The sequence below is a fragment of the Natronorubrum bangense genome (assembly GCF_004799645.1).
In the GTDB taxonomy this organism is placed as follows: domain Archaea; phylum Halobacteriota; class Halobacteria; order Halobacteriales; family Natrialbaceae; genus Natronorubrum; species Natronorubrum bangense.
In genome coordinates, this window is the sequence record NZ_CP031305.1 from 682,844 (window position 1) to 695,859 (window position 13,016).

Below are 13,016 nucleotides of genomic sequence, written 5' to 3' on the forward strand. Positions count from 1 at the left end.
ATCGGTAACAATAGTAAAACAGACCGTACAGCTGCTGACAGTGGTGAAACCACCACTTTCGTCAACACCACTCACGAAAGACATATGTGCGATTCCTCCCTCGCCCTATTTAATGGCAGAATCCCACTACAAGTGCAGAAACTGTGAGGAAGAGTTGCACTATCAGACCACAAAACACAACGGCTGCCCGAACTGCGGAGTGATGCCGCTCCATAGCGCAGACTGAGCCGACGTTTCACGACGTACTGACGGTGTGATCACGCCGATCAGTTCGTGCCGGCTGGATCGGAAAACGAGTCGCGGCGATGTAGTCATGAACTCGGCTGCTGATGGCCGTTCTGGGGAGGTCCGCGCCGTCACAATCGGTCGACACCTCACGAGCAGTCGTCGACTGCTTCGACCGCACGCTTTTTGTTCACACTGGCGAACATACACGCTAACTCCGTGTTTCCTGCTGTCGTCGACACTGCCGTGACATGCGCTACACAGAGCCACGTCGCGACATACTCGAGTGACGGCATGCTCGCAGTTGTCGTCCCCGATCTCTCTCGAGCGCTCGGTGTGACTGCCGGCTGGATGCTGCTTACGCTCGTGCTTGGCGCGGTCCTGATCGGAGGGATTCCGTCCCGGACGCAGGCGATCAGAGCCGAGCTTACCAGCCGCCCAGATCGCGTGTTCCCGGCTGGCTTCATCGTCTTTTTCGGACTGCTTGCGGTCGCCTCGATACCCCTGTTCGTCGCGATGGTTCTCGAGCACCCGCTGGTCTTCGCCGTCGGCGCTGTCGTTACGCTTCCAACGGTTGCACTCTGGGGCGTGTTGCTGGTCGTTGGAGGATGCTTTGGTGTTCTTGCGGTCGGTGACTGGCTGGTCGGTCGGGTTGGCTACGAGTCGCCGTCACCGTGGTCGTCTCTCGTCGTTGGAACGCTTGTAATCGGCTCGAGCCAGCTCGTTCCGGTCCTCGGTGCAGTCGTACTATTGGGGGTGGCAACCATCGGTACAGGAGCCGTCGTGAGACGGCGTCTCGGTCCCGATGGTAGAGACGAATCACTGACTGCCACTGACGACGAACCGGTGTCCGCTCCGACAGTGAGTTCAGCGACTGACGACGGGTCAGCCGTGAAGTGGGAGGGGGACAGCGACCCGGAACGTGACTCGAGTGAGTGATACCAGCCGTCTCGACGCGCTCACGTGTACAGGAGGAAGTTTTGCAGGTAGACGACTGCATTGAAACCTCCGTGAACCAGCGCTGGAACGACGAGATTGTCGGAGAGTTCGTAGAGAACGCCAAGGTAGAGGCCAAGTGTCGTGACGGTGCCGAGACTGACGAGCACAGCACTGATGTCATCGCCCATGTAGACCGGAAAATGGACGGCAGCGAACACGACGGCAGCGAGAACGACTGCCAGTGCAGTCGGGAACGTCTCGGTGAGCCGTGACTGAATAACGCCGCGGTAGAGCAACTCCTCGCCGGGTCCGGTGAGCAAGATCGCGATCGGGATGCCGAGCAACAACAGGAGCGGGTACTCACGTCCCTGCTCGATTCCGGAGTGGGTCGTTCCCTCGCCACCCACACCGAACGGATCGAACAGATCGACGGCGAACTGATAGCTGACCGCGACGATAAACGCACCGAACAGCCCGACGATGATCCACACCAGATCCCAGCGATCGGGTTTGCGAAGCCGGAGGAACTCGAGGACGAACGCCCGGTCGAATCCGTGACGCCGAACGAGCAGGTACGTCAACGCGAGTCCGCCAGCCCCGACGACGTTGAACGCGACTGACGACGCAAGCTGGGTGACAGTCTGTGTCGTGTATCCAAAGAGGAGCAGGTGGCCCTCGACGCCGAGGGTTGCAGCAAAGCCAGTTAGCCAGCCGACGACCCCGAGACCGAGACAGAGGCCGATGGCACGAACGCTTGGTGGAACGGGCACGGACGACCATCGGTTCGCTGGCATACGTCTGGGTATCGGTTCGCAATAAAAATAAATACTGACTGTGACACCGACGCCTGTGGAGCGACCAGTACTTGTTGGGGGGCTCGTTTTAAACGATTAGTGAGTTTTCGTGGCTGTTTTTCGACTGAAGCCGAGATGCCGTGACTAGGCCGCCACTGCAGCTGGCACGGCCCTCGAACTGCTTGACTAGACTGTTATCGTGAGACAAGGTAACAAAAACATTACAAAAAGAATAATGGATCGTTTGTGTCTCTAAAGAAGATGAAGATGCCTTCTGCAACAGACCAAACGCTTCGACCGTTCTTGTGGCGCGCAGCCAACCTGTATTCCGACACGGAGATCGTCTCCCGGAATCACGACGGCATGCAACGGTACACCTACAGTGAGTACGACGACCGGACAGCCCAGCTCGCGAACGCACTTGACGAGTATGGCATCGAGGAGGGCGACCGGGTGGGAACGTTCTGCTGGAACCACTCACGGCACTTCGAGACATACTTCGCCGTCCCATCGATGGGAGCACAGCTCCATACGATCAATCCGTTGCTCCCCGACGCACACATTCAGTACATCGTCGACAACGCCGACGACCAGCTGATCTTCGTCGATCAGTCGCTCGCACCGAAACTCGCTAGCGCGGTCGCCGACGCCGACGACGAGTTTGACGGCGTCGACTTCGTCGTCATGGGTAGCGAGGAATCCGACGCCCTCGAGGCAACCCCCTATGAGTCGTTCATCGATGGTTACTCGACCGACTACGACTGGCCGGACATCTCCGAAGAGCAGCCGGCAGGGATGTGTTATACCTCGGGGACGACGGGCAACCCGAAAGGTGTCGAGTACACCCAGCAGATGCTCTGGAGCCACACGATGGCGACCCAGGCGCCACAGGGGATTCCAATGGCCGACGACGACGTCGTCATGCCCGTTGTGCCGATGTTCCACGTCAACGCCTGGGGAATGCCGTTTACGGCGACGGCAGGCGGCGCCAAACAGGTCTTCCCCGGCCCCTCGCCGGACCCCGAAGATCTCGCTGGACTCATCGAAAACGAGGGCGTGACGATCAGTGCCGGCGTCCCGACCGTCTGGCTGGGTCTGATGGAGCACTGCTCGGAGAACCAGGTCGATCTCTCGACACTCGAGACCGTGATCGTCGGCGGTTCGGCGGCCCCGAAGTCGATGATCGAGTGGTTCGACGATCAGGGCGTCGAGGTGCTCCACGCATGGGGGATGACCGAGATGTCACCGATCGGATCAGTCTCGCATCTCAAAGCCGACCTGCAGGACGCAGACTACGATACACAGGTAGAAAAACGCAGCAAGCAGGGGCTGATGGTGCCCGGCCTCGAGTTCAAGGTCATCGACGAAAACGGCGAGGAGATTGCCTGGGACGGGGAGGAGTTCGGCGAGCTATGGATCCGCGGCCCGTGGGTGACCAAAGAGTACTTCAAACGGCCTGAAGCCAACGAAACGGATTTCGAGGACGGCTGGCTCAAGACCGGTGACGTGGTCACCGTCGACGAACACGGCTACATCAAGATCGTCGACCGAGAGAAGGACGTGATCAAATCCGGCGGCGAGTGGATCTCCTCGGTCGAACTCGAGAACGCGATCATGGCCCACGACGACGTCTCCGAGGCGGCCGTCGTCGGCGTGCCACACGAGCGCTGGCAGGAGCGACCGGTTGCGTTCGTCGTCCCGACGGCGGACGCTGACCGAGAGGCGCTCGTCGAGGAGGTCTCCGAGCTGCTCGCCGACGAGTACCCCAAATGGTGGCTGCCGGACGAGATCGAGTTCATCAAAGAAGTGCCGAAGACGGCGACGGGCAAGTTCTCGAAAAAGGACATCCGCGAAGAGTACGCTGACCAGTCGCTCGTCGAGGGACAGGTTCCAGAAGACGCTGCGCCGGACCGCGACTAGCGACGCACGGATGTCGCTACTTCGGTTTTACTCGAGGGCGTCGACGAGGTCGCTCGCGACGCCGGTGTAGCCTGCCGGCGTCAGGGCGTGGAGTTCCTCGCGGACGGCCTCGTCGACCTCGAGGTCGTCGAACATGTCACGGAAGTCCTCGATCGAGACGTCTTTGCCGCGCGTGACGGCTTTGACGCGCTCGTAGGCATCCTCTTGGCCCTCGCGTCGGAGGATCGTCTGGACGGCCTCGCCGATGATCTCGGGGGTCGACTCGAGGTCTTCGCGCATGACCTGCTTGGTCGGGACGACTTTCGAAAGCCCTGCCGACGTTTTGCCGTAGCCGATGAGACAGTGAGCGAACGCGGCACCGATGTTTCGCTTGACCGTCGAATCGGAGAGGTCACGCTGGAGTCGCGAGGTGGTGACGTAGTCCGCGAGGAAGGTCAGATCGGAGTTGGCCTTCGAGAGGTTCCCCTCGCTGTTCTCGAAGTCGATCGGGTTGACCTTGTGTGGCATCGTCGACGACCCCGTTTCGCCCTCGACGGCCTCCTGGCCGAGATAGCGATCGGAGACGTAGAGCCACACGTCCAGATCGAGGTCGAGGAGGACGTCGTTTGCGCCACGGAAGGCGTCGAAGACGGCGGCGAGGTCGTCACACGGGTTGACCTGCGTCGTGAGGGATTCGAACTCGAGGCCGAGTCCCGTGACGAACTCCGCAGCGAACGCCGACCAGTCGACGTCGGGGTAGGCGGCGACGTGGGCCGCGTACGTTCCGGAGGCCCCGCCGAGTTTGCCGCTGAGTTCGTCGGTCGTGCGTCGAATCCGGCCCGTCGCACGGCCAAGGCGGGCCGCGTAGACGGCCATCTCTTTGCCGAACGTCGTCGGCGTCGCGGGCTGGCCGTGAGTGCGGGCGAGCATCGGGAGATCGCGGTGCTCGCGGGCCATCTCGGCGAGCGTCTCGCGGACGTCGTACAGCGCTGGTAGGAGGACCTCGTCGACGGCGTCCCGGACGAGCAGTCGGTGGGCGAGGTTGTTGACGTCCTCGCTCGTGAGTCCGAAGTGGATCCACGCCGAGGCGTCGCTGTCCTCGGGCAGGCGGTGGCGAACGAAGTACTCGACGGCTTTGACGTCGTGGTTCGTCGCGTCGAAGCCGGCGTGGCCCTCAGTCTCGAGTTTCTTGATCAGTTGGGCGTCCTCCTCGGCGAAGTGTTTGTACAGCCCGCGGAGGTGTTCGCGCTCCTCGAGGCCGAGTTCCAGCGGCGTCGCCTCGAGGTCGGCGAGTGCGATCAGGTATTCGACTTCGACGCGAACCCGGGCTCGCATGAGCGCGGCCTCGCTCGCGTACGGTGACAGTGGTGCAGTCCGACTGCCGTAGCGACCGTCTAGGGGTGAGACGGCGTACAGGGCGTCAGTCTCGGTCATTGTCCGAGTCTTTCCAGCACGGTGCAAAAGGGTATCGAAACGACGAGCCGGACAGCACCACGAGTGTGCATATCTCGAGACGACAGTGTGGAAATGGTGTCGTTGTAATGCACAAACATGAATAGATTGGTGATCGAGACCGCAACCACTTTGTCGCTTGCAGGCGGGTGTCCGACCATGACGCGAATCGCCGGGATGGCCGGCAACCGAGGGCGCAACCTGTTGAACATCGCCGACCGACAGCCGGGTGGAGCCGAACTCGCCGTTATCCTCACCAACAGCGAGGACGCACCGGTACTCGAGACCGCTGCCGATCGCGGGATTCCGACCGAGGTCGTCCCACTCGAGGATGACATGAGCCGCAGCGAGCACGAGGAAGCCGTGCTCGAGGCACTGGCCGAGTACGAGTTCGACCTCGTCTGTCTCGATGGCTACATGCGCATCCTCTCGAACACCTTCCTCGACGAAACGCCGACGACGCTGAACGTCCACCCATCGCTGCTGCCGTCGTTCCCCGGCATGGACGCCTGGGGCGACGCACTCGAGGCCGACGTCTCAGTCACTGGCTGTACGGTCCACGTCGTCACCGACGCGACCGACGACGACGGCAACGTCGTCGACAGCGAGGTCGACGGCGGCCCGATCGTCACACAGGAGCCGATCCCGGTCTACCAAGGCGACGACGCCGACAGCCTGAAAGAGCGCGTCCTCTACGAGGGTGAGTTCCGCGCGTACCCACGTGCAGTCAACTGGTTCGCCGAGGACGCCGTCGACGTGGATCTCGAGGCCGGTGAGGTCACCGTCGACGCTGACGTGGCGAGTACGGAGAGCGATGACCACGACGGCCTGGCCGCACGACGACTCGTCTCCGATGACCGCGTCGACACCCTCCGCTACGGGGAGAACCCACACCAGGACGCCGCCGTCTACGCCGACTACACCTGTGACGAAGCCAGCGTCGTCCACGCCGACCAGCTCAACGAGGGCGCGAAGGCGCTGTCGTACAACAACTACAACGACGCCGACGGCGCGCTCAACCTGATCAAAGAGTTCGACGAGCCCGCTGCCGCGGTGATCAAACACACCAACCCAGCCGGCTGTGCGACCGCCGACTCGGTGGCCGAGGCCTACGAGAAGGCCCTCTCGACGGACCCGATGAGCGCCTTCGGCGGCATCGTCGCACTGAACCGCGAGTGTGATGCCGACACTGCCGAACAGATCATCGACTCGTTCAAGGAAGTCGTCGTCGCACCGGGCTACACCGACGACGCGCTCGAGGTGCTCTGCGAGAAGGACAACCTGCGCGTGCTGGACGTCGGCGAGTTGGGTGAGCGAACCGAACGCTTCACCGAGAAGCCGCTCGTCGGCGGCCGACTCGTGCAGGAACGTGATATGCAATCGATTTCGGTCGACGAGTTAGAGGTCGTCACCGAACGCGAGCCGACCGACGAGGAACTCGAGTCGATGGTGTTCGCGTGGCAGACGCTCAAACACGTCAAGTCGAACGGGATTCTCTTCACCAAAGGTACCGAGACGGTCGGCGTCGGGATGGGACAGGTCTCTCGCGTCGACGCGGTGCGACTCGCGGCGATGAAAGCCGACGAGCACGCAGAAGGCAAGGACGCCGAGGGCGCAGTGATGGCCTCGGACGCGTTCTTCCCCTTCCCGGACGGCATCGAGGAGGCCGCGAAAGCGGGCATCGAAGCCGTCGTCCAGCCCGGTGGCTCGGTCAACGACGACGACGTGATCGAGGCTGCGGACGAACACGACATCGCGATGGCGTTTACCGGACAGCGATCGTTCCGACACGACTGAGCGCCAGCGACGGAGTGTCAACGGCACAAAGTATCTGCCGTTCACTTCGACACGGTCCATACGGTCTGCTGTCCCGATCACCAGCGTGGAGTCGTGATCGGCAGGAACTGACGACAGCAGTCCATCTGAGACCGCAGGCGGTGTGTCCCACGGCGAAACACGATCGAGAAGTGGAGTGAGCTGGAGCTCAGACACCGGTTTTTTGCTCCGAACTGATCGGTCTGCTATGGGCGCCCTATCTACTCACGATCGCACCGCTCTGCTGGGGTCGAACGGGACGCGATGAAAAACGGCTTGCGAAATTCGAAAGCTACCGATCAGTCGTCAGCAGGGACGGCTCGCTGGTTCTGTGGGTCGGCCATCGCGAGCACGTCGTCGAAGAAGTCGAGGGTGTCCTGTGGGCCGGGGTTGGCTTCTGGGTGGTACTGGCGAGTGATGATGTCGTGTTCGACACCGTCGAGGCCTTCGGGTGTGTCGTCGTTGACGTTGATCTGGGTCACCTCGAGGTAGTCCCCGGGTTCGGCGACCGTGTAGCCGTGGTTCTGCGTCGTCATGACGACGCGGCCGGACTCGAGATCCATCACAGGCTGGTTGACGCCGCGGTGACCGAACGTCATCTTCTCGGTCGTGCCGCCGAGCGCCTCGGCGACGATCTGCTGGCCGAGACAGATGCCGGCGACGGGAGTCTCCTCGACGAACGCATCGACGATGTCAATCGCCTCCTCGTAGTTTGCGGGATCGCCGGGGCCGTTCGAGATGAACAGGATGTCGGGGTCGACGGCCTCGATGTCTGCCTCGGTCGCGTCGTGGGGCAGGACGTGGACCGTTGCGTTGCGCTCGACCAGCGAGTCGATGATCGAGCCTTTCGCGCCACAGTCGACCAGTGCGACCGTGTCGCCATCGTTGTCCTCGCCGTGGACGACCGTCTCGTCGACACTGACTTGCGCGCCGATATCCGTGTGGTCGCTCATCGCTTTGCACTGTTCGAGCTGTTCGAGTGCGTCTTCTTCGGTGACGTCGTCGCCGACGGCGATCCCACATTTCATAGCGCCGCCGTCACGGATGTCGGTGACGACTTCGCGGGTGTCGAGATGGTCGACGGCGGGGACGTCCTCGCTTTCGAGCCACTCGGTGACGTCGTCGGTGAGCTCCTTTGCGAGCACGGCGCGTGGGTGGATACGGTCGGACTCGAATCGCTCCTCACGGACGCCGTAGTTACCGATCAGCGGGTACGAGAAGGTCAGGATCTGCTCCTCATACGATGGGTCGGTCAGACTTTCTTCGTAACCGGTGTATGCCGTCGTGAAAACGAGTTCGCCACGAGCTGTGCCAGAAGCACGACCACGCCCCTCGAGTACGTGGCCCCCTTCCAGTGCAACGTAGGCTGCTGTCATTACGATCTACGTATTGGAGCAACCGGCATAAGTGTTGTCTTCGAAGCTGAGTTACGAAATTCGTAATCGGTAAGTGCGTCTTCAGCGTAGTTACAGATCTCCATGGACGACCTGGACCGACAGATCCTCGATATTCTCCGTCGAGATGCTCGAACGCCGTACACTGAGATCGCAGACGAGGTCGAGACGAGCGAAGGGACTGTTCGAAACCGCGTCGAACGGATGATGGACGACGACATCATCGAGCGGTTTACGATTTCGACACGGACGGGCAACGTCAAAGCGATGCTCGAGATCGGTGTTGCGGTCGACGTCGACACCAAAGCCGTCTCCGAACGGATGGCTGAATGGGAAGAGGTCGATTTCGTCTGGATGGTCTCTGGCGAACAGGATATCGTCCTCGTCGTCGACGCGGCGGACACGCGCGGCGTGAACGACCTCATCACGCAGGCTCGAGATCAAGAGGAGGTCGTGAGCACGAAGACGCGCCTGATCCTCGATGAGGAACTCGGCTAACGTACTCGCGTCATCACGGCCACGCTCCCTCGAGAGCAGCGCGATCGGGTGGACGGCTACAACCCGTTTCGACGGTGACAATCACCCGTATCGGTTGTACAGCGAACGACCGGTCTCGATGAGCGTCCAGGTCGGCCCCGTGCCACGCTCCCAGTAGATGTTCGGGATCAGTTCGCCGCCGAACTCCTCTTTGAATGTGAACGCGCCGTCTTGAAAGTCCGCACCGCCGCCGCCGAAGTCGTAGGTCTCATACCCGTTTTCGATAGCCCACTGGAACAGGTAATCGTAGAGCCGTTCCGAGGCGTGGTACTCGAAAGACTCAGACGGAACACCAGCGAAGAAGCCGTGGATGGTGTCTTGCTCGTCGTTGAGCAGTTCGAGAAAGCCACCAGCGTACTCGCCCTCGACGTAGAGCATCAGCAACAAGATCCGGTCGTCCATCTCGATAAGTTGCTCAAAGAACTCGATGGGGTAGATTATGCCGTCGACGTCTCTCATGTGCTGTGCGTACTTTTTGTGGAACTGTTCGATAGTTGACCGGGTGAGTTCCGCCTCGACGACCTCGTGATCGGTTTCTCGGCCACGACGAATGGCGCGACGTTTCGAACTGCTCATCTCGTCGAAAAGTTGGTCGTAGCCCTTCGCGAGGTTGAGCACGAATCGGCCACCGACCCGACTGGAATCGTAACCCTCGGCTTCGAGATAATCGTTGTAGCGGAGAAAGTTCGTGTTACAGGCACGGATCTCGTGGACGATCGTCCGGCCATCACAGAGTTCGGAGATTGCCTCGAGCACGAGCGAGAGCGAGTCGGAGACGTCGGTCGTCAGCAACGGGCCACCAAATCCGGGGTAGATCGATGTCAATCGGTCAAACGGTGTTTTCGGCAGTCCGACGATGAAGTTCGGAAACAGCCCGATGAGGTTCGTATCTTTCTCGACGATCAAGTGTCTGGCTGGGTGCCCAAGTCCTGTTTCGACCGCCTCAAGCCACTCATACCGGTGGAAGACGGTCCCGAGGTCGGACCGGTCGACGACATCGTTCCACCGCTCGCTGTCGATCCCATCGAGCGTGTCGAGAACGGTTACTGTAAGGCCAGATTGAGAGTCAGTCAGTCGCTGAATAGATCCGGTAGTCGTTGCCTCCCGGTTTGGGTATGTCTGCTCCGTTGTGTGCTGGGCCATCTGTCAGTCGTACGAATCCCCCGGTCGGTGGCTGGTTAAGTTATTGTCGCCTACGTGCGTATGTTAGGCAGTTCGAACACTGTATGACCACTGTAATCGCGGTCGGATGTCTGGCCACAACTGCAGCCTCCTCGGTACGGAAACCGGCTGTGAACACGACCGCCCATCTCGTATGATCTGGTTTCAGCCCGTTGTGTCACCACCGAAACTGGTTCGGGACGATACTGGTTTGAGGGGCCACCACAACTAGCCCAGTATGCAGACGCCACAGGACGACCGTCCTCACGAGAACGCAGGGCAGGACGTGATCGCTGTCGATGCAGACGATACCGAACTCGAGTTGGTCAATCGACTCGAGGCACACACCGGGGAAGGGATTCGCCACCGGGCGTTTACCGCACTCGTCTTCGACGGCGAGGGAAACGTCTTGCTCGCCCAGCGAGCGCCCGAAAAGCGCCTTTGGGGCACGTATTGGGATGGGACCGTCGCATCCCACCCCGTCAGAGGCCAGAGCCAGGAGGAGGCGACCCGCCAACGGCTCGAGGAAGAGCTCGGGATCACTCCTGACCAGTACGACGACTTGCGGCTGACCGACCGCTTCGAGTACAAACGCTACTTCGAGAACGCAGGCGTCGAACACGAGGTCTGTGCCGTCCTGAAGCTCACACTGTCAGACCGCAGCCTCGAGCCAAACGAAGACGAGGTAGCGGGGTTGCTGTGGGTTCCATACGAGCGACTCCACGAGAATCCAGACTGGTACCGCCAGCTCCGACTCTGTCCCTGGTTCGAGATTGCGATGCGACGTGACGTCCGGGAGTCGAGTTCCAACTGACGCGATGGAGACACCCCTCGAAGGGCCGTCGTGCGAGCAGGGTTCCCTGCCATCCAGTGGCTATCACTCACACGGCATGAGTGACGGTTGCTCCGTCGGCGTGTATCGACGCATGATAACAAGCAACAAGGCTTATTACATCACCCTTCGTAGCGTTGGTTGAGGGCCGACACAATCGGTCCGTGTGACGAAATGAGCTCCCCACAACCGGAAAAGACCGAGACGCACGAAGTCACGCTCTCTAGAGACGAGCAATGGGTTACCCACCACATGCTCGCGAGCTATCTCGACGAGTCGATCGACGGGGGCGAGCGCGCCCCCGAATGGATCCTCGAGTCGATCGACGCAGTCGAGGCTGGTGACCAAACAGCGGTACTCACCAGCTCCCAGACTCGCCGGCTCTTCGAGGCAATGACTTCGTATGTCGACGATGGGGATATCCCCGATGAAGACGCCGTCCACGGATCGACCGTCGCGGACCGGCTCGAGACGCGTCTCGAGTCGGTCGAGTCGACGAGCCAGTAACAGTCCGCGTTGTTTTTTCAGGGTCGCGTCGTCGCCCAGACAGCCGTCAGGGCAAGGAACAGCGCCGGAACCAGCGGCAAGATCAACAGCGCAAAGCGGTAGCCAACGCCCGGCGGCCACAGGGTGATCGCAATCGGTGCGATGATAAACGCGACGACGATCATGCCGACGACCACCCAGCCACGCCAGTCGAACTCTCGATCGACCTGTTCGGGATGGACTGGCCCGTCGTCCCAGTTGTCGTCGGCTGACTCCGCTCGCGTTCCATCGTCGTCGAACGCGGACGGATCGTGGACGTAGCCGCTGTCGTCGCTCGAGGTCACAGTCGACAGTTTCGAGTCTGTAGTAAAAGTCCTCTCGATTCCGGAACCGGGGTTATTCGAGTTCGCTGTCGGGACGGACGACGACTTTCCCGAACCCTTCGCGGTTCTCGATGATTTCGTGGGCGCGCTTGCTCTCACTCATCGGCAGCTCCTCGCGGATCGCTGGTTGGAAGGTGCCATCCCAGACGAGTTCCATCACGTCGTCGACCTGGCCGGGCGTAGCCATCGTCGAGCCGATGATCTCGAGTTGGTTCCAGAAGATCCGTGGAATGTCCGTCTCGGGGTTGCCACCGCCGGTGCCGCCGCAGGTGACGAGCCGCCCGCCTTTGGTGAGACTCTTCAGGGAGTCCTGCCACGTGGGTGCGCCGACGTGTTCGACGACGACGTCGACGCCACGACCGTCCGTCTCCGAGCGGACCCAGTCCGCGAAGTTCTCCTCTTCGTAGTTACAGACGTGGTCTGCGCCGTGTTCTTCGGCGTACTGCAGCTTCTCCTCGGTACTGCCTGTCGCATACACTTCCGCGCCCGCGTAGTCAGCGATCTGCAAGGCAGCGTGACCGACGCCGCCGCTTGCACCCAGGACGAGTACCGACTCGCCAGCCTCGAGATCCGCACGGTCGATCAGCATCCGCCAGGCGGTCTGGAAGACGAGACAGCTCGAGCCGGCGACCGCCCAGTCGACATGCTCGGGGACCGGGATCAGGTTGTCCTCGGAGATTGCAGCGTACTCGGAATGGATGCCAGTGACGTGCTCGCCGATGATATGAAAGCGTGAATCGAGCGTCGGGTCGTCCATCCGGAGGTCGCCAACGCCGGCCGAGAGCGCGACGTGGTCGCCTTCCTCGAACCGGGTGACGTCCTCACCGACCTCTGCGACGACACCGGCCCCGTCACTGCCTGGAATGTGGGGCATCTCGAGGTCGATTCCCGGCATGCCTCGGCGGGTCCAGATATCGAGATGGTTGAGCGCCGCCGCCTTTACGTCGACCAGCACCTCGTCGCGGTCGATTTCCGGGTCGGGGTACTCTCCGTACTCGATGACATCGGTGTCGCCGTGTTCAGTCACTTTGACTGCTTGCATACACGGGGATCAACGCAAACCCTCTTGATAACAGTTGGGTAATGCTGTCGGGTAGCA

The 13,016-nt window shown here is 61.2% G+C and carries 12 protein-coding genes; 6 read left to right on the top strand and 6 right to left on the bottom strand.

Features of this window, described 5'->3' with window-relative positions; genetic code table 11:
* The first annotated feature begins 471 nt into the window (after positions 1 to 471).
* On the top strand, positions 472 to 1,164 hold the full coding sequence (locus tag DV706_RS03435) for a hypothetical protein (RefSeq protein ID WP_240756810.1): 693 nt from the start codon (positions 472 to 474) through the stop codon (positions 1,162 to 1,164).
* A gap of 20 nt (positions 1,165 to 1,184) precedes the next feature.
* On the opposite strand, the gene DV706_RS03440 is transcribed toward DV706_RS03435, so the two are convergent.
* Positions 1,185 to 1,958, bottom strand: coding sequence for a CPBP family intramembrane glutamic endopeptidase (locus tag DV706_RS03440; protein WP_006066538.1), 774 nt, complete (start codon positions 1,956 to 1,958; stop codon positions 1,185 to 1,187).
* Between the two features lie 267 nt (positions 1,959 to 2,225).
* Between DV706_RS03440 and DV706_RS03445 the strand changes: the two genes are divergently transcribed.
* Positions 2,226 to 3,878, top strand: a complete 1,653-nt coding sequence (locus tag DV706_RS03445; protein ID WP_006066537.1) for a long-chain fatty acid--CoA ligase — start codon at positions 2,226 to 2,228, stop codon at positions 3,876 to 3,878.
* 27 nt (positions 3,879 to 3,905) lie between these two features.
* Here the strand turns inward: DV706_RS03445 and purB are convergent, their stop codons facing one another.
* Positions 3,906 to 5,291 carry an adenylosuccinate lyase gene (gene purB, locus DV706_RS03450; protein ID WP_006066536.1) on the bottom strand — a complete coding sequence of 462 codons (1,386 nt, stop codon included), beginning with the start codon at positions 5,289 to 5,291 and terminating at the stop codon, positions 3,906 to 3,908.
* Positions 5,292 to 5,468: 177 nt separating this feature from the next.
* Between purB and purH the strand changes: the two genes are divergently transcribed.
* Positions 5,469 to 7,106 carry a bifunctional phosphoribosylaminoimidazolecarboxamide formyltransferase/IMP cyclohydrolase gene (purH, locus tag DV706_RS03455; RefSeq protein WP_006066535.1) on the top strand — a complete coding sequence of 546 codons (1,638 nt, stop codon included), beginning with the start codon at positions 5,469 to 5,471 and terminating at the stop codon, positions 7,104 to 7,106.
* Between the two features lie 317 nt (positions 7,107 to 7,423).
* Here purH and carA read toward each other — a convergent pair whose 3' ends face one another.
* Complete coding sequence (carA, locus tag DV706_RS03460) at positions 7,424 to 8,500, bottom strand: glutamine-hydrolyzing carbamoyl-phosphate synthase small subunit (RefSeq protein WP_006066534.1); 1,077 nt, start codon at positions 8,498 to 8,500, stop codon at positions 7,424 to 7,426.
* A 102-nt stretch (positions 8,501 to 8,602) separates the two neighbouring features.
* Between carA and DV706_RS03465 the strand changes: the two genes are divergently transcribed.
* Entirely contained in the window at positions 8,603 to 9,016 is a 414-nt protein-coding gene (locus DV706_RS03465; protein WP_006066533.1) for an Lrp/AsnC family transcriptional regulator, read from the top strand.
* 81 nt (positions 9,017 to 9,097) lie between these two features.
* Here DV706_RS03465 and DV706_RS03470 read toward each other — a convergent pair whose 3' ends face one another.
* Positions 9,098 to 10,198 (bottom strand): GNAT family N-acetyltransferase, encoded by a 1,101-nt coding sequence (locus DV706_RS03470; RefSeq protein ID WP_006066532.1) that lies wholly within the window; start codon positions 10,196 to 10,198, stop codon positions 9,098 to 9,100.
* 256 nt (positions 10,199 to 10,454) lie between these two features.
* On the opposite strand from DV706_RS03470, the gene DV706_RS03475 reads away from it, so the two are divergent.
* The gene (locus DV706_RS03475; RefSeq protein ID WP_006066531.1) at positions 10,455 to 11,030 is read left to right on the top strand and encodes an NUDIX hydrolase; all 576 of its coding nucleotides are present in this window, start codon (positions 10,455 to 10,457) and stop codon (positions 11,028 to 11,030) included.
* A 192-nt stretch (positions 11,031 to 11,222) separates the two neighbouring features.
* Complete coding sequence (locus DV706_RS03480; protein ID WP_049889818.1) at positions 11,223 to 11,555, top strand: DUF7853 family protein; 333 nt, start codon at positions 11,223 to 11,225, stop codon at positions 11,553 to 11,555.
* Positions 11,556 to 11,572: 17 nt separating this feature from the next.
* Here DV706_RS03480 and DV706_RS03485 read toward each other — a convergent pair whose 3' ends face one another.
* Together DV706_RS03485 and DV706_RS03490 are read right to left on the bottom strand one after the other, a co-directional pair.
* Entirely contained in the window at positions 11,573 to 11,878 is a 306-nt protein-coding gene (locus DV706_RS03485; protein WP_006066529.1) for a hypothetical protein, read from the bottom strand.
* Between the two features lie 52 nt (positions 11,879 to 11,930).
* Positions 11,931 to 12,959, bottom strand: a complete 1,029-nt coding sequence (locus DV706_RS03490; protein WP_006066528.1) for a zinc-binding dehydrogenase — start codon at positions 12,957 to 12,959, stop codon at positions 11,931 to 11,933.
* Positions 12,960 to 13,016 lie beyond the last annotated feature (57 nt).